This window comes from Pseudomonas sp. TH08 (assembly GCF_016651275.1).
In the GTDB taxonomy this organism is placed as follows: Bacteria; Pseudomonadota; Gammaproteobacteria; order Pseudomonadales; family Pseudomonadaceae; genus Aquipseudomonas.
On the sequence record NZ_JAEKEE010000004.1, the window covers coordinates 1,216,448 to 1,232,851 of the forward strand.

The following is a 16,404-nucleotide window of genomic DNA, read 5'->3' on the forward strand; positions in this document are numbered from 1 at the left end:
GCTTAACCCTCCTTGACCAGGCCGAGATCGGTCAGCACGTTGCGGGTGGCGTTGTAATAACGCACGTACCCGGTGCAACGGCAGACGTGATGGCCGAGGCTGTCCTCGATGACTCGCTCCAATTGGCTTTTGACGATTGGCTGACGTTGCAGCTTCTCAACCAAGACTGTCGCGGCGTTGACGAAGCCTGGTGCGCAGTAGCTGCACTGGAACGCGAACTCATCGACGAAGCGCTGCTGGATCGGGTTCAGCTCAGTCACCTGACCGCTCTCATCGCGCTTGGCGTGAGACTCGATGGTGCGGACTTTCTTGCCTTCGAAGTAATGCGCGCCAGTGATGCAGGTGCGCACTTCTTCGCTGGTGCCGTCCGGGTTGTCGACGATCACCACGCAGGCGTGGCAGATACCCTGGCCGCAGCCCAGACGCGAACCGGTGAGGTTTTTGTATTCGTGCAGGTAGTCGATCATCGGCAGGTCATCAGGGATGTCCACCGGGCCGACGGATTGACCATTGAGGGTCAGTTGAAGCGGACGGTTAGCCATTGAGGGCCTCCTTGATGCGCGCAGCAGTGATTGGCAGATCGCGAACACGTTTACCGATGGCGTGCGCCACGGCGTTACCGATGGCACCGACGATCGGGATCATCACCACTTCGGCGATGCCTTTGGACGGATCGCTTGGCGACAGCGCCGGGAGAATCTCCGAGGTCTGTTTCCACACGGCAACGTGGCGCGCCATCGGCAAACGGTAACGGTTGAAGTTCCAGTCACCCTCCCCCGGCCCGCCTTCGTACAGCGGCATTTCTTCCATCAAGGCGTGACCGATGCCCATGGCGATACCGCCTTCCATCTGGCCCTTGACCAATTCTTCGACCAGCACACGACCGCACTCGACCCACGAATGGTGGTTGAGCACTTCGACTTCCGCCGAGCCCTTGTTGACCTTCAGCTCGACCAGCGTGGCGACCGGGCTGTAGTAGGTCACGGCAGCGTTGTTCAGCTGGGTCACCGGGTAGTTGATGTTCTGGCGATCGAGCAGGTGGAAACCAGCCGTGCTCATCAGCGCTTTCTTCGCTTTTGGCGCACCATCACCGTACTTCACCGCCAGACCGTCGAGAGGCAGACGTTCACGCACGCCATCGATGCTGTACTCAGCCTCGGCCCAGCTCCAGCGGTTGAAGGCGTGAACGGTGGCACCGGTCACCAGACCACGCTCGTGAGCGTGTTTGGCCAGCTCTTCGAAGCTCAGTGGCTGCATACCGTTGGCCGTCAGCTTGCCGTCGACCCAATGCGCATCTTCGCGACGCACCACGTAAGGGTTGGCCTGACCGCCGTACGGGCCCTGGCGCCAGATCTCCATCGCCGCTGGCCACAAACCGTTGTTGAACAGCACGCGCGCCGCCTCACGGGTGGCATGGCTGAAGTAATAAGCGGAGTTGGTCGCCGACGACGCCGAGGCCAACTTGCCAACCCAGCGCGGGTTGCGCAGCAGGTTGTCCTGCTCGGCCTGGCTCATGATGTAAGGGTTGCCGCTGGTGATCAGCTGCATTTCCTTCCATTCGGTTTCGCCAGTCTTCACTTCATGCGCCGGGCTGCCGAGGAAATCGGCCACGACCAGCGCTTGCGAAGTGGACATGCCGGTGCCGATCTCGATACCGATGTGGCGCAGGGTAATGCGACCTTCAGCGGTGAACTCGATGCTCGCCATCGGCGCTTCGGAACCAGTGCCGAAGTCTTTCTGGCAGATGGCAAAGCCAACGCCATACCAGTTGTCCGGGTCTGCCGCTTCGCGCTGCTTTTTGATTGCGTCGCGGTTTTTCCAGACTTCGTGCACCGAGGCCTTGTCGAGAATCTCGTGCAGGCGCAAAGCACCTGCCGGGATCGCGCCCTGAGTGTTTTTCATACCGGAGCGCAGGGCGTTCTTGCGACGCAGATCGATGGCATCGACACCGAGGCGATTGGCGATTTCGTCGACCATCATTTCGGTCGACGCCATGCTTTGCAGGGTGCCATAACCGCGCATCGAACCCGCTTCAACACCGCGCGAGTGGTACGCGGTGACTTGCAGATCGTTCTGCGGCATGTAGTAGATCGACTGCGCTGCGGTGGCGCCAACCGCGGCCACCGACGGGCTGTAGTTGATCCGACCACCACCGTCGACGCTCATTTCAGCGCGGAAAATCTTGAAGCTGTAGTCGTTCTTGTCCACGGCCAATTGGTAGCGGATGTCGAACGGGTGACGCTTGATGCCGCTCTGGAATTGCTCGTAGCGGTCATTCGCCAGGCGCACCGGCACACCAGCGCCGTACAGTGCAGCGAGGGCTGCGTAGTAAACGAAGATGTTGTGGTCTTTGGAACCGTAGCCCACGGTGTAACCGGGGTGCATGTTCAGGTTGTCCAGGCCGAAGCGCGACGGCGCGATCATTTTCGCGGTCTCGGTCGCCGCTTCCAATGGGCACTGAGTGGCCACTACGAAGTGCAGGGTCTTGGTTTTCGGGTCGTACCAGCCGTTGCCGTTGTCCGGCTCCATGGCGGCCGGTTCGATCGATGGGGTTTTGTAGCGCTCGTCGAACACCAGCCAATTGTCCGGCGGCGTGTCGATCTCTTTCTTCATGCGGTCGGCGTAGAACAGGCCACGCTCGGTCAGGTTACCGTGCAGGTTCGGCTGGGAATTCCACACCGGGCGACGGTTTTTAAGCATCGGGAAGAGGATCGAGTCCTTGAGGCTGGCGAATTCGTCTTCGTCTGCCGAGGTCGGGCCGCCGACGCGCACATAGCGAAAGCTACCGTAGGGGTCGCCTTCGTAGAACGGTACCTGGGCACCGTAACGAATCGCCTTGTCATTGAATTTGAGTTTGTTCTTGGCCTGGCGGAAACGCTCGAAGTCATTCCAGATCAGGATGGCCACCGGGTGACCAATGAACATCGGCACCTTGCCTTCAGGCAACAGTGGATCCGGCGCATGCTCTTCCGGGAAGACGATGCCGTCCTTGTCCAGATCAGCGGCGGTCACGATGCGGTCAGGCTGCAAGTCGGCGCCGAGCCACGACAGGTCGTAGCCGTCGTAGATGCGGTCAGCCTTGATGGTTTTCAGCAGCATGGCGTGACCTTGCTGCTCAGGCCAGCCCGGCATGTCCTTGGAGCGGATGTCGCGGGCAAACACTTTGCTGCCGCAGACTTTGGACAGTGCATCGTTACGCTGGCGCGCCTTGCCGTTGTTGCCGAGCCATTTCTCGGACGGCACGGTGACGCTGTTTTCCATCAAGGCAGCCAGCGCCTGACTGCTGAGCGGCGTGAGCGTGACGCTCACACCCGCCACCAGCCCGCCCTGGAGGAACGAGCGCCGGGATATATCACGGTTGGACATGGATCATCCTCTGGGCGGTTATGTGTCCGCCCTTCTGGTTATCTACTGGGAATCTCGAGTCTTGCAGAAGCCCTTTTTGGCTAAACAAAGGGCGTGTTGACAGTGCAAAGCTGACCGAAAGGTTAACTTTAAAGGTTTCTGCGCTCGCAGCAAACAACCAGTTACAAAAATTTGACTAAAGAATCAAAAAATCAATGCGACGTGGCACCGCATGAGGTCGCCGTACAAACCGACACCCCTATGTGGGAGCGAGCCTGCTCGCGAAGGCGTAGTGTCAGTCAGCGCATTTTTTGCCTGATACACCGCATTCGCGAGCAGGCTCGCTCCCACATGGGGATTTGTGTCGGATCCAGAATCAGGCAGAAGGAGCAGAGGGGAAAGGTCAAATTTCAGACACAAAAAACCCCGGTCTTTCGACCAGGGTCTTTGCTATCGGATCCGACTCAGCAATGCTGACTTCGGTGCTTCAAGGCGTTCAGTGGTCCTTGAAGCAGATATGGCGCAGCGGACGGGACTCGAACCCGCGACCCCCGGCGTGACAGGCCGGTATTCTAACCGACTGAACTACCGCTGCGTATCGCTTTGAGCTTGCGCTCAAGTAACTCGTTTTGATTGAAAGCTTCGGTGCTTTTCAATCGCGAACCAGACAGTGTCTGATTCGTTCAATATGGCGCAGCGGACGGGACTCGAACCCGCGACCCCCGGCGTGACAGGCCGGTATTCTAACCGACTGAACTACCGCTGCGCGTCGGTGCAGGCACTTTCAGCCTACGCTCTTGCTTACGCAAGTTTCTCGGGGAGTGGTGGGTGATGACGGGATCGAACCGCCGACATTCTGCTTGTAAGGCAGACGCTCTCCCAGCTGAGCTAATCACCCGTTTGCATCTCCGAGGCCGCGAAATTTACGCAGGTAGCGAACCTAAGTCAATAGCAGGATTGAAGTTTTTTTCAAAAAGACGAAATTGCTTCATTCCCTGAAGAAAGCGACAACCCTGGAACCGCTATCGCGAGCAGGCTCACTCCTACAGGTTTGCGGCTTCGCTTCTTAGTCCTTGTAAATCATCTTCTTGGTCATGCCGCCATCGACGACGAATTCCTGCCCGGTAACAAAACCGGCATTCCTCGACAGCAACCACGCAACCATCGCCGCCACATCTTCAACCGTCCCTACCCTGCCCGCCGGATGCTGAGCATGATCGGTATCGGCCAGCGGCTCGGCACGACGCGCAGATGGGTCCCGCGCATCGATCCAGCCCGGGCTCACCGCATTCACACGAATCTCCGGCCCGAGGCTGATCGCCAGCGCATGCGTCAACGCCAGCAGGCCGCCCTTGCTCGCCGCGTACGCCTCGGAGTCGGCCTCCGACTGCCGCGCACGAGTCGAGGCCAGATTGACGATCGAACCGTTGTGCGCACGCAGATACGGCGCGCAGTGCTTGGCCAGCAACATCGGCCCACTGAGATTCACCGCCAACACGCGATTCCAGTAAGCCAGATCGAGGCTTTCCAGGGTGATGTTGTGCGGGTCAGCGACCGCCGCGTTGCACACCAGCGCATCGAGACGACCAAACTGACCCAACACCTCAGCCACACCGAGCGCGACCTGACCTTCGTCCGCAACATCCATGGCAATGAACCAGGCACTTTCGCCCAGCACCTTCGCCACTTTCGAGCCGCGCGCACGATCCAGATCGGTCAGCACCACCTGCCAGCCTTCGCTGATCAGCCAGGCGGCGATGCCAAGGCCAATGCCGCGCGCGGCACCCGTGACCAGCGCAACGCGGCCATGGGTGCCCGAGGTCGGAGTGGACAACTCGATCACAACGCCGCCAGACCGCGCGCCAGGTCGGCTTGCAGGTCGGCCACGTCTTCGAGCCCGACCGCGATGCGAATCAAGCTGTCACGGATACCCGCCGCTTCACGTTCCTGCGGCGCCAGGCGGCCGTGGGATGTGGTGCTCGGGTGCGTGATGGTGGTTTTGCTGTCGCCCAGGTTGGCAGTGATCGAAATCAGTCGGGTGGCATCGATAAAGCGCCAGGCGCCCTCTTTACCGCCCTTGACCTCAAAACTGACGACCGCACCAAAGCCCTTTTGCTGACGCTGGGCCAGCGCGTGCTGTGGATGGCTCTTGAGGCCGGCGTAATGCACCTTCTCGATGCCCTCCTGCTGCTCCAGCCATTCGGCCAGTTGCTGAGCATTGGCGCAGTGCGCCTTCATCCGCAGGTTCAGGGTTTCGAGACCTTTGAGGAAGATCCACGCGTTGAACGGGCTCAGGGTTGGCCCGGCTGTACGCAGGAAGCCGACGACTTCTTTCATCTGCTCGCTGCGACCAGCCACCACGCCGCCCATGCAACGGCCCTGGCCGTCGATGAACTTGGTCGCCGAATGCACAACGATGTCCGCGCCCATTTTCAGCGGTTGTTGCAAAGCAGGTGTGCAGAAGCAGTTGTCGACAACCAGCATCGCGCCTTTGGCGTGAGCGATTTCTGCCAGCGCGGCGATATCGACCAGTTCAGCCAGAGGGTTGGACGGCGATTCGACGAAGAGCAATTTGGTGTTCGGCTTGATTGCCGCATCCCAACCGGACAGGTCGGCCAGTGGCACATAATCGACTTCGACGCCGAAACGCTTGAAGTATTTCTCGAACAGACTGATGGTCGAACCGAACACGCTGCGAGAGACCAGCACGTGGTCGCCAGCGCTGCACAGACTCATCACCACCGCCATGATCGCGGCCATGCCGGTCGCAGTCGCAACGGCCTGCTCGGCGCTTTCGAGCGCTGCAATGCGCTCTTCGAACGCACGAACGGTCGGGTTGGTGTAACGCGAGTAGACGTTGCCCGGCACTTCGCCAGCAAACCGCGCGGCCGCATCGGCAGCGGTACGGAACACGTAGCTGGAGGTGAAGAACATCGGATCACCGTGTTCACCTTCCGGCGTACGGTGCTGACCGGCACGTACGGCCAGGGTATCGAACGCTACGCCTTCAAGGTCGCTGTCCAGCCGACCGGCATCCCATTCCTGACTCATGCTGTCACTCCTTGCCCTGTTCTGAAAAATAAAAGTCAGATACAAAACCGGCCCCTCAGGGCCGGTGGTTACTTAGTTGTTGTACAGATCGATGATCGCACTGACCGCCTGGGTCTTGATCTTCGAGGAGTCGTTACGCGCCTGTTCGATCTTGTTCAGGTAGGCCTCGTCGACGTCGCCGGTAACGTACTTGCCGTCGAACACTGCGCAATCGAAGTTTTCGATCTTGATCTTGCCGCCACCGACCGCTTCGATCAAGTCAGGCAGGTCCTGATAGATCAGCCAGTCGGCGCCGATCAGATCCGCCACGTCCTGAGTCGAACGGTTGTGGGCGATCAGTTCGTGAGCGCTCGGCATGTCGATGCCGTAAACGTTCGGGAAGCGCACCGCTGGAGCAGCCGAGCAGAAGTAGACGTTTTTCGCGCCGGCCTCACGGGCCATCTGGATGATCTGCTTGCAGGTGGTGCCGCGTACGATCGAGTCGTCAACCAGCATCACGTTCTTGCCGCGGAATTCCAGCTCGATAGCGTTGAGCTTCTGGCGAACCGACTTCTTGCGCGCGGCCTGGCCCGGCATGATGAAGGTACGGCCGATGTAACGGTTCTTGACGAAGCCTTCGCGGAATTTCACGCCCAGGTGGTTCGCCAGTTCCAGCGCTGCAGTGCGGCTGGTGTCCGGAATCGGGATGACCACGTCGATGTCGTGCTCTGGACGCTCGCGCAGGATCTTCTCGGCGAGCTTCTCACCCATGCGCAGACGGGCCTTGTAGACCGACACGCCGTCGATGATCGAGTCCGGACGCGCCAGGTAGACGTGTTCGAAGATGCATGGGGTCAGGGACGGGTTGGTCGCGCACTGACGGGTATGCAGCTTGCCGTCTTCAGTGATGTAGACCGCTTCGCCTGGCGCCAGGTCGCGAATCAGGGTGAAGCCAAGCACGTCCAGCGAAACGCTTTCGGACGCGATCATGTACTCGACGCCTTCGTCGGTGTGACGCTGGCCGAACACAATCGGGCGGATGCCGTGCGGATCGCGGAAACCGACGATGCCGTAACCGGTCACCATGGCAACCACCGCGTAACCACCGACGCAACGGTTATGCACGTCGGTCACGGCAGCAAACACATCTTCTTCGGTCGGTTGCAGCTTGCCGCGCTGGGCCAGTTCGTGAGCGAACACGTTGAGCAGCACTTCCGAGTCGGAACTGGTGTTGACGTGACGCAGATCGGATTCGTAAATCTCTTTGGCCAACTGTTCAACGTTGGTCAGGTTACCGTTGTGCGCCAGGGTAATGCCGTAAGGCGAGTTGACGTAAAACGGTTGGGCTTCGGCCGAAGTCGAGCTGCCCGCGGTCGGGTAACGGACGTGACCGATACCCATGTGACCGACCAGACGCTGCATGTGACGCTGTTGAAACACGTCACGCACCAGGCCATTGTCCTTGCGCAGGAACAACCGGCCATCATGGCTGGTGACGATACCGGCAGCGTCCTGGCCGCGGTGCTGGAGCACGGTTAGCGCGTCATACAGCGCCTGATTGACGTTCGACTTACCGACGATACCGACGATGCCACACATGCGACGCAACCCCTACTTAATGGATCTGAACTGAACAACACTCACTGTGGCGTTTTCGCCGACGGCAAGAATTGCTCCTTGAACGGAATATCAGCGGGTACGCTGATTCCGCTGGCAAGCCACTGACTGCTCCACCCGAGGATCAGGTTTTTGGACCAGTCGGCGACCAATAGAAACTTTGGCACGAGCTGTGATTCTTTCCACCACCCGTCCTGCTGTACCGGCCCCAGGCTCAACAGCCCGACCGCCACGACCACCAGCAACACGCCACGCGCAGCGCCGAAGGCCATGCCGAGGAATCGATCGGTCCCGGACAACCCGGTGACGCGAACCAACTCGCCGATAAGATAATTGATCATTGCGCCCACGATCAGCGTGGCGACAAACATGATGGCACAGCCCGCGATCACGCGAGCCGATGGGGTTTCGATGTATCCGGCGAGGTACTCGGACAGTGAGCCACCGAACATCCAGGCAACCGCTCCTGCGATGATCCAGGTCACCAGCGATAATGCTTCCTTGACGAAGCCGCGGCTCAAACTGATCAAAGCGGAGATGGCGATGATTGCAACGATCGCCCAGTCAACCCAGGTAAATGGCACAGTGCAGCCTACAGACGGATAAGGCGGCGCATTTTAGCAGAGCGCATGCCTCTCGGTAAGCTGCGATTGTCAGCGCATTTCAATCGAGGTGATAGTTTTTAGCCGCGCTCAGGCTGGAAACGTACGACAAAACCCTTGAGGTTCTGTTGGCGACCCAGCAGATCACGCAGACGATCGGCTTCGGCGCGCTCGATCAGCGGGCCGACAAACACCCGATTCTTGCCATCGGCAGAACGAATGTAGGCGTTATAGCCTTGGCTGCGCAGGGTTTTCTGCAGGCTTTCGGCACTGGCGCGACTCGACAGACTGGCCAGTTGCACCGACCAGCTCACCGACAGGCCGTTGGCATCGACACGGCTTTGCGTGGTGTCAGGCTTGGTCGAAGCGGCAGTAATCGGCTGAGCAGGTGCCGGAATCGGCTTGGACACCGCTGGTGGCGCGACGGGCTTGGCGATCAAGATCGGAGCAGTCGGTGCAGTCGGTGCAGTCGGTGCCGGCGCAACGGGTGCAGCAGGCGCGGTGTCTTCTGCGACCTCTTCATCCGTGGGCACAGGCTCTTGCGGCAAGGTTTGCGGCTCAGGCACCGCCACCGACTCCATTTGCACTTGCGGCACCACGGGCGCTTGCGGTGCGGCAGGCGCTTCGACAGTCACCTGACGCTGTTCATCCTGACGGGTAAACAGCATCGGCAGGAAAATCACCGCCAGCGCCACCAGCACCAACGCGCCAACCATGCGCTGCTTGTACGCTTTATCCAGCAAAGCCATTTGCCGCTTCCTCCGTGGAGCGCCGGGCCAACCATTCAAGGGCCTCGGCAACACAATAAAATGATCCGAACAACAGAATCTCGTCGTCAGCGGTGGCCACGGCGCACTGCCCTTCCAGCGCAGCGGCGACACTGTCGTAAGACGTGACGCCAGCGCCAAGGTTCTGCAGGGCTGCCTGCAACTCAACCGCCGGGCGTGAACGAGGCGAATCCAGCGGCGCCACCGCCCAATGCTCGACACTAGCACTCAATTCGCCGACAACACCATCCAGATCCTTGTCGGCCAGCAGACCGAACACCGCCAGGCGCTTGCCGACTGGTGGTCGCGAGGCCAGACGACGGGCCAGATACTCGGCGGCATGCGGATTGTGCCCCACATCCAGCAACACATTCAGGCGTTTGCCATTCCACTCGAACGAACGGCGATCAAGGCGTCCGACCACACGAGTGTCCTGCAACGCAGCAACGATTTGCCGGGGATCCCACGGCAAACCGAGCAACAGATAGGCCTGCAAGGCCAATGCGGCGTTCTCCATCGGCAGGTCGAGCAGCGGCAAGCCACGCAACTCGACAACCTGTCCCTGCGCATCGGTGCCGCGCCACTGCCAATGTTGATCGGTCATGCCGAGATCGAAATCACGTCCACGCAGGAAGAATGGACAGGCCAGCTCACGCGCCTTGTCGAGCAGCGGTTGCGGAGGGTTCAGATCGCCACACAGCGCAGGTTTGCCCTGGCGAAAGATCCCGGCCTTTTCAAAGGCCACGGATTCGCGGGTATTGCCCAGATAATCGGCGTGATCGACGCCAATGCTGGTGACCAAGGCGATATCGGCATCGACCACGTTGACCGTGTCCAGACGCCCGCCCAGCCCCACCTCAAGCACCACCGCATCAAGTCCGGCCTGTTGAAACAGCCAGAACGCCGCGAGGGTGCCCATTTCAAAGTAAGTCAGGGAAATGTCGCCGCGCCCGGCCTCGACCGCAGCAAAGGCTTCGCACAGTTGTGCATCAGTGGCTTCGACGCCATTGAGCTGCACCCGCTCGTTGTAACGCAGCAGATGCGGGGAATTGTAGACACCAACGCTCAGACCCTGCGCGCGCAGCAATGAAGCCACGAAAGCGCAGGTCGAACCCTTGCCGTTGGTGCCGGTGACCGTGATCACCCGAGGCGCCGGCTGGCCTAGCCCCATGCGGGACGCTACCTGTTGCGAACGCTCCAGCCCCATGTCGATGGCCGAAGGATGCAACTGTTCAAGGTAGGCGAGCCACTCGCCAAGGGTGCGCTCGGTCATAGGCCAGCAGGTACCGGTGGAACCACGATCGGTTCGATCGGTGCAGCGACGAATTTCGGCGTCGGCTTGCCAGTCATCTGTGCCAGCAGGTTACCCAGACGTGGGCGCAATTCCTGACGGTGAACGATCATGTCAATCGCGCCGTGTTCCAGCAGGAACTCGCTGCGCTGGAAGCCTTCCGGCAGTTTTTCACGCACGGTCTGCTCGATAACGCGCGGACCAGCGAAGCCGATCAGGGCTTTCGGCTCGCCGACGATCACGTCGCCGAGCATCGCCAGGCTGGCGGAAACACCACCATACACCGGGTCAGTCAGTACCGAGATGAACGGAATGCCTTCTTCACGCAAACGCGCCAGAACAGCCGAGGTCTTGGCCATCTGCATCAGCGAGATCAGCGCTTCCTGCATGCGCGCACCACCGGAGGCGGCGAAGCAGATCATCGGGCAGCGATTTTCCAGCGCGTAGTTGGCGGCGCGGACAAAACGCTCACCGACGATAGCGCCCATGGAACCGCCCATGAAGCTGAATTCGAATGCCGAAACCACTACCGGCATGCCCAGCAGGGTGCCGCTGACGGAGATCAGCGCGTCTTTTTCGCCGGTCTGCTTCTGTGCAGCGGTCAGGCGATCCTTGTACTTCTTGCCGTCGCGGAATTTCAGACGGTCAACCGGCTCCAGATCGGCGCCCAGTTCGTTGCGACCTTCAGCATCGAGGAAGATGTCGATGCGCGCACGTGCGCCGATGCGCATGTGGTGGTTGCACTTGGGGCAAACATCCAGGGTCTTTTCCAGCTCCGGACGATACAGCACAGCCTCGCAGGACGGGCATTTGTGCCACAGACCTTCAGGCACCGAGCTCTTCTTGACCTCCGAGCGCATGATCGAAGGGATCAGTTTGTCTACTAACCAGTTGCTCATGCTTTCTTTCTCCAGTACCGGCGGCCCGAACGCTCTGGTTCGCAGCCCCGCGTATGCCCTTCAGCTAAATTCATGTGTGTGGCGATGATCGGTGAACAGCCACGGTCAGCGCGAAACATGACCTGCGTGCCCTCCACAAACCCTCAGCCGCGCCTGCTTTGTGCAAGTGCATTGATGGACGGCGGCAGACTGCCAGCCGTCACATCAATATCGGAACCGGTGCCTAAACGCCTTTTACGGCGTTGATGAACGCGTGGATCCTGGCGTGATCCTTGATGCCCTTACTTGCCTCTACCCCGCCGCTGACGTCTACGGCATACGGCTTTACCCGAGCCACTGCGTCGGCGACGTTCTCCGGCGTCAAGCCGCCCGCCAGAATCAACGGCTTGCTCAACGCTTGCGGAATCAAAGACCAGTCAAACGCCTCTCCGGTTCCGCCAGGCACGCCTTCGACATAAGTGTCGAGCAGCACGCCGCTAGCGCTTGGGTAAGCATTAACGGCGGCAGCGATGTCATCACCAGCCTTGACCCGCAACGCCTTGATGTACGGACGATGCCAGCCTTCGCACGCCTCAGCGGTTTCATCACCATGGAACTGCAACAGGTCCAGCGGCACGGCATCGAGGATTTCCCCCAACTCGCAGCAGCTGGCGTTGACGAACAGGCCCACGGTGGTCACAAACGGTGGCAACGCCCTGATGATCGCCCTCGCCTGCTGCACGGTTACCGCTCGCGGACTCTTGGCGTAGAACACGAAGCCGATCGCATCCGCCCCGGCCTCGACAGCGGCCAACGCATCTTCTATGCGGGTAATCCCGCAGATCTTGCTGCGAACGGCTGACATGTCGAGAAAAACTCCAAGGCAAATCCGGGAAAGTCCCGGATGGTAACAAAAGCGTTCGAGGGCGTCAGCCGTCAAGTTCCGAGAAACCCGTAAGGAAATGTGGCCCGATAAAACGCTCGGGCAACGGGAATTCGTCGTGGTACTCGACCTGCACCAGATACAGACCATAAGGATGCGCGGTCACGCCACCGGAACGGCGCTCGCGACTTTCCAGCACTTCCTTCATCCACTCAACCGGTCGCTCGCCCGCACCAATGGTCATCAGGACACCAGCGATGTTGCGCACCATGTGATGCAGGAAGGCATTGGCGCGAATGTCGAGCACGATCATCTTGCCGTGTCGGGTGACACGCAAGTGGTGCATCTTCTTGATCGGCGATTTGGCCTGGCACTGACCGGCGCGGAAGGCACTGAAATCATGGGTGCCGATCAGATGCTGCGCGGCCTCGGCCATGCGTTCGACATCCAGCGGGCGGTGGTTCCAGGTGATTTCTTCGTTGAGATGCGCCGGCCGGATCTGATCGTTGTAGATCACGTAGCGATAACGCCGGGCGATGGCTTTGAACCGCGCATGAAAATGCGCCGGCATCACTCGCGCCCAACTGACGCTGATGTCATGGGGCAAATTGATGTTGGCGCCCATGACCCAGGCCTTCAGCGAGCGATCGACCTGAGTGTCGAAATGCACCACTTGCCCACAGGCATGCACGCCAGCGTCGGTACGCCCGGCGCACTGCAAGGACACCGGCGAATTGGCGACTTTCGACAAAGCTTTTTCGAGCTCTTCCTGCACCGTCGCCACACCGGTCAGTTGACGCTGCCAACCGCTGTAGCGCGAACCTTTGTACTCAACGCCCAGCGCTACGCGGTAAAAGCCGTCAGGGGCCAGTTCGGCGACCGGGTTATCTATGTTTGCCAAGGTGGGACAGCCTGCTGTTTTTGCAAAGGCGGGCATTATAAGGCTGTCGACCGGGGATGCCAGAGTTCTCTATTGGTCGTTCGGGCCCTATCGCGAGCAGGCTCACTCCTACAGGGGATCGCATTTCAAAATGTAGGAGTGAGCCTGCTCGCGATAGCAATTCTTCAAACACCGCTGAATCCGGCACAAACAAAAACGGCAGCCTCAATGGGCTGCCGTTTTCGCTTACCGCTGGACTGACTACAAGCTCGAGAGCATATCCTTGGCTTCCCCACGCTGCTTCTCGTCACCCTCGGTCAACACTTCGTTGAGGATGTCGCGCGCGCCGTCGCTGTCGCCCATGTCGATATAGGCCTGAGCCAGATCGAGTTTGGTCGCCGCTTCGTCGGTGCCGGCGAGGAAGTCGAAATCATCTTCGCCCAAATCACCGCCCACCGCCGCATCGGCTTCGGTGAAGGTCGGCTCGGCAATGCTTTGCGACAGACGATCCAGCTCGGCGTTGACGTCATCCAGCTCGGCCGCAAATGCATCAGGCTCGGCCGCCGGGTTGCTGTCCATTTCGTCGGCCAGCGACAGATCGAAATCGGCCGGCAGCTCCAGATCGTCCTGCGGCACGCTAGCCACGACTGGCGGTTCGACGGGCGCGAGGTCTTTCACACCCTCGTCCAGGTCGAGCATGAAATCATCGTCCGCCAGATCAACGGCCGGTGCCGGATCGGCGCCGAGATCCAGGTCGAAGTCCGACAGGTCGTCGAGGTTTTCCTTGATCTCGGTCTGCTGTTGCAGCACCGATTCAAAGCTCAAGTCGTCGTCGGCCGGGAACTCGTCCAACTCCAATGGTGCGTCCAGCTCAGCAGGCGCTTCAGGCTCAACCACCGGCGCAGGTTCTACCGGCGTGATGTTGTCGAGATCGTCCAGGCTCAGGTCAAACGCGCTGTCCAGATCATCTTCCACTGGCGCCGGCGCAGGTGCTTCAGGCTCGTCCAGCAGCAGATCCTTGACGTACTGCGCGTCCAGCTCGGCAGCCACGGCCGCAGCGGCCAGACCACCGGCAGCAGCAACGGCAACGGCCATGGCCGGGAAGCGGCTCTTCAGCTCTTCAACCTTGGCAAAGTTGTCGCCATTGGCCACCAACTGACGCTCCTGACCGACGAACGCATCACGATCGCCCTGCTGACCGTAGACTTCCATCAGCTTCAGACGCAGATCACTGCGCTGTGGCTCAAGGCTCACGCCTTCTTCCAGCAGCGCGGCGGCCTGATTCAAGCGGCCGGCGTTGATGTGCGACTGCGCCTTGTCGAGTACGTCGTCAGAACGCTCTGCGGCCGGAGCCACCAGCGGTGCAGCAATCGGCTCAGCCATGACCACTGGAGCGACGATCGGAGCTGGCGTTGGAGCAGCTACTGGTGCAGGCGCCGGAGTGTTGAGCTTGACGCTCGCCGCTGGGGTTTCCAGACCTTCGAAGCTGCTTTCCGGCAGATCCTGTTCAGCGGAGAACTCTTGCTCTTCAGACAGGGCACGCGCCATGCGCAGATGTTTTTCAGCTTCCTGCTGCGCTTTGCGGCGACGGGCCAGCAACAGCAACAGGAGCAGCAGGACAACGGCACCGCCGCCCACCAGACCCAGCAGAATCGGATTGGTCAGCAATTCGTTGAAGGTTTTTTCGTCGTCAACAACCGGCTTCGGCTCCACAACGGGCTCGACAACCGGTGTCTCAGCCGGCGGCGCAATAGCCGATTCCGGCGTAGGAGACGCAGCAGCCTCTGCCGGCGTGGCTGGCGGGGTGGCGGCGAGTTCCGCGGTGATTGCTGGAACCGCAGCACCGGAGGCATTTGCAGCGGGTGCAGCACCCGAGCCTTCTGCCTGCAGTTTCGCCAGTTGATTGTTCTTCAGCTCGATCAGCTTTTGCAGCTTGTCCAACTGGCTTTGCAGATCGGACATGCGGCTTTTCAGTTCCTCATTGTCACGACGGGTCGTGTCGAGGCTTTCCTGAGTGACCGCCAGTTTGTTGCTCAACGCCTTGGCGTCGCCTGCCGGGCCCTTGCCGCGCGCCTTGGCGCTTTCGGCAGACACCAGGCTCAAGTTGTCCTGGGCGTTTGGCGCTGCACCGGTATTGGCGCGACCACGGTTGGTCGCGTCGAGCTGCTGCTGGCCAGTGCCAGGCTTGGCCACATAGCGACGACCCTGACGCCAGGCTTCGTTCTGCGCCGCGACTTCGGCAATCGCCTTCGTCTGCGGTAGCGCGGTGCTTTGCACGGCATCCGGCAGACGCAGCACCTGACCGGTTTTCAGCCGATTGATGTTGCCACCGATGAACGCATCCGGGTTCAGCGCCTGAATGGCCAGCATGGTCTGCTGCACGGAACCGCCAGTACGCGCCTTCGCGGCGATCTCCCACAGGGTGTCGCGCGGCGTGGTGGTGTACTGCGTCGGGTGCGTGGCGCCAGTGGTCGGCGCGGCGATGGTCTGTGACGGTGCCGGTTGCGCGGCGGCGTCGGCAGTCTGCGGCGAGAACTTCGACGGATCCAGCAGCACGCTGTAATCGCGCAGCAAGCGACCGTTCGGCCACATCACCTGCACAAGGAATTTCACCATCGGTTCCGACAGCGGCTTGCTCGAGGTCACACGCAGCACGCTTTTGCCGCTGGCGTTGAGTACCGGGGTGAAGGTCAGATCGTTGAGAAAGGCCTGGCGATCAACACCGGCCTTGGCAAAATCTTCGGGTGAAGCCAGGCTCGGCACCACTTCGGCAGCGGTGAGATCCTTGACGTCGAGCAGCTCGATTTCAGCCACCAGCGGCTGGTTCAGGGTCGACTTCAGGGTCAGCTCCCCGAGCCCGAGGGCATGCGCCATACCGGAGGACAGCGCCGAGGCGGCCGCTATTGCTAACACCAGTTTGCGAACTTGAACCATAGCCTCATCCTTTGTTTGAACGTTCCTCGGCCAGCGAGAAGATGTTGAATACCGCTGCCGTAAGGCATTGCGCGCGACGACGACAGATGTCGCGCGCGATCATTTCTTTGATGCCCCGGAAAGTCCCGGAGGGTGACACGTTATCAAGCGGTTCGGGCAAGCATAGCGCTCACCTAG

General features: G+C 60.4%; 12 protein-coding genes and 3 tRNA genes. All 15 read right to left on the reverse strand.

Going from position 1 to position 16,404, the window contains the following annotated elements:
* Nucleotides 1–2: 2 nt before the first annotated feature.
* The 15 genes from JFT91_RS22545 to JFT91_RS22615 all read right to left on the reverse strand — a co-directional run bounded on the left by JFT91_RS22545 (nucleotide 3) and on the right by JFT91_RS22615 (nucleotide 16,227).
* On the reverse strand, nucleotides 3–542 hold the full coding sequence (locus JFT91_RS22545; RefSeq protein WP_201227156.1) for a (2Fe-2S)-binding protein: 540 nt from the start codon (nucleotides 540–542) through the stop codon (nucleotides 3–5).
* Complete coding sequence (locus tag JFT91_RS22550) at nucleotides 535–3,366, reverse strand: xanthine dehydrogenase family protein molybdopterin-binding subunit (RefSeq protein WP_201233904.1); 2,832 nt, start codon at nucleotides 3,364–3,366, stop codon at nucleotides 535–537. The genes JFT91_RS22545 and JFT91_RS22550 overlap by 8 nt, the downstream gene beginning before the upstream one ends.
* 497 nt (nucleotides 3,367–3,863) lie before the next feature.
* Nucleotides 3,864–3,940: transfer RNA gene (locus tag JFT91_RS22555), tRNA-Asp, on the reverse strand.
* Nucleotides 3,941–4,034: 94 nt separating this feature from the next.
* Nucleotides 4,035–4,111: transfer RNA gene (locus tag JFT91_RS22560), tRNA-Asp, on the reverse strand.
* 56 nt (nucleotides 4,112–4,167) lie between these two features.
* A tRNA-Val gene (locus tag JFT91_RS22565) sits at nucleotides 4,168–4,243 on the reverse strand.
* Nucleotides 4,244–4,411: 168 nt separating this feature from the next.
* Nucleotides 4,412–5,188 carry an SDR family oxidoreductase gene (locus JFT91_RS22570; protein ID WP_201233905.1) on the reverse strand — a complete coding sequence of 259 codons (777 nt, stop codon included), beginning with the start codon at nucleotides 5,186–5,188 and terminating at the stop codon, nucleotides 4,412–4,414.
* A complete protein-coding gene (locus JFT91_RS22575) occupies nucleotides 5,185–6,396 on the reverse strand; it encodes an O-succinylhomoserine sulfhydrylase (protein ID WP_201227159.1) in 1,212 nt (403 codons plus the stop codon). The genes JFT91_RS22570 and JFT91_RS22575 overlap by 4 nt, the downstream gene beginning before the upstream one ends.
* A 72-nt stretch (nucleotides 6,397–6,468) precedes the next feature.
* Nucleotides 6,469–7,974, reverse strand: a complete 1,506-nt coding sequence (gene purF, locus JFT91_RS22580; protein WP_007913462.1) for an amidophosphoribosyltransferase — start codon at nucleotides 7,972–7,974, stop codon at nucleotides 6,469–6,471.
* Nucleotides 7,975–8,015: 41 nt separating this feature from the next.
* Nucleotides 8,016–8,576: a CvpA family protein gene (locus tag JFT91_RS22585; protein WP_201147085.1), complete on the reverse strand. Its 561-nt coding sequence runs from the start codon at nucleotides 8,574–8,576 to the stop codon at nucleotides 8,016–8,018.
* Between the two features lie 98 nt (nucleotides 8,577–8,674).
* Nucleotides 8,675–9,343 (reverse strand): SPOR domain-containing protein, encoded by a 669-nt coding sequence (locus JFT91_RS22590; protein ID WP_201233906.1) that lies wholly within the window; start codon nucleotides 9,341–9,343, stop codon nucleotides 8,675–8,677.
* Nucleotides 9,327–10,634 carry a bifunctional tetrahydrofolate synthase/dihydrofolate synthase gene (gene folC / locus JFT91_RS22595; protein ID WP_201233907.1) on the reverse strand — a complete coding sequence of 436 codons (1,308 nt, stop codon included), beginning with the start codon at nucleotides 10,632–10,634 and terminating at the stop codon, nucleotides 9,327–9,329. The genes JFT91_RS22590 and folC overlap by 17 nt, the downstream gene beginning before the upstream one ends.
* The gene (accD, locus tag JFT91_RS22600; protein WP_201147088.1) at nucleotides 10,631–11,551 is read right to left on the reverse strand and encodes an acetyl-CoA carboxylase, carboxyltransferase subunit beta; all 921 of its coding nucleotides are present in this window, start codon (nucleotides 11,549–11,551) and stop codon (nucleotides 10,631–10,633) included. The genes folC and accD overlap by 4 nt, the downstream gene beginning before the upstream one ends.
* 223 nt (nucleotides 11,552–11,774) lie before the next feature.
* Nucleotides 11,775–12,395 (reverse strand): phosphoribosylanthranilate isomerase, encoded by a 621-nt coding sequence (locus tag JFT91_RS22605; protein ID WP_201233908.1) that lies wholly within the window; start codon nucleotides 12,393–12,395, stop codon nucleotides 11,775–11,777.
* Nucleotides 12,396–12,459: 64 nt separating this feature from the next.
* Nucleotides 12,460–13,350: a tRNA pseudouridine(38-40) synthase TruA gene (gene truA, locus JFT91_RS22610; protein ID WP_518524884.1), complete on the reverse strand. Its 891-nt coding sequence runs from the start codon at nucleotides 13,348–13,350 to the stop codon at nucleotides 12,460–12,462.
* A gap of 204 nt (nucleotides 13,351–13,554) precedes the next feature.
* Nucleotides 13,555–16,227 (reverse strand): motility hub landmark protein FimV, encoded by a 2,673-nt coding sequence (locus JFT91_RS22615; RefSeq protein ID WP_201233910.1) that lies wholly within the window; start codon nucleotides 16,225–16,227, stop codon nucleotides 13,555–13,557.
* Nucleotides 16,228–16,404 lie beyond the last annotated feature (177 nt).

Excerpts from the sequence above, each read along its gene's own strand:
- JFT91_RS22545 (WP_201227156.1), bottom strand. The coding sequence starts at position 542 with ATGGCTAACCGTCCGCTTCAACTGACCCTCAATGGTCAATCCGTCGGC.
- JFT91_RS22550 (WP_201233904.1), bottom strand. The coding sequence starts at position 3,366 with ATGTCCAACCGTGATATATCCCGGCGCTCGTTCCTCCAGGGCGGGCTG.
- JFT91_RS22575 (WP_201227159.1), bottom strand. The coding sequence starts at position 6,396 with ATGAGTCAGGAATGGGATGCCGGTCGGCTGGACAGCGACCTTGAAGGC.
- purF (WP_007913462.1), bottom strand. The coding sequence starts at position 7,974 with ATGTGTGGCATCGTCGGTATCGTCGGTAAGTCGAACGTCAATCAGGCG.
- JFT91_RS22590 (WP_201233906.1), bottom strand. The coding sequence starts at position 9,343 with ATGGCTTTGCTGGATAAAGCGTACAAGCAGCGCATGGTTGGCGCGTTG.
- folC (WP_201233907.1), bottom strand. The coding sequence starts at position 10,634 with ATGACCGAGCGCACCCTTGGCGAGTGGCTCGCCTACCTTGAACAGTTG.
- accD (WP_201147088.1), bottom strand. The coding sequence starts at position 11,551 with ATGAGCAACTGGTTAGTAGACAAACTGATCCCTTCGATCATGCGCTCG.
- JFT91_RS22605 (WP_201233908.1), bottom strand. The coding sequence starts at position 12,395 with ATGTCAGCCGTTCGCAGCAAGATCTGCGGGATTACCCGCATAGAAGAT.
- truA (WP_518524884.1), bottom strand. The coding sequence starts at position 13,350 with ATGCCCGCCTTTGCAAAAACAGCAGGCTGTCCCACCTTGGCAAACATA.
- JFT91_RS22615 (WP_201233910.1), bottom strand. The coding sequence starts at position 16,227 with ATGGTTCAAGTTCGCAAACTGGTGTTAGCAATAGCGGCCGCCTCGGCG.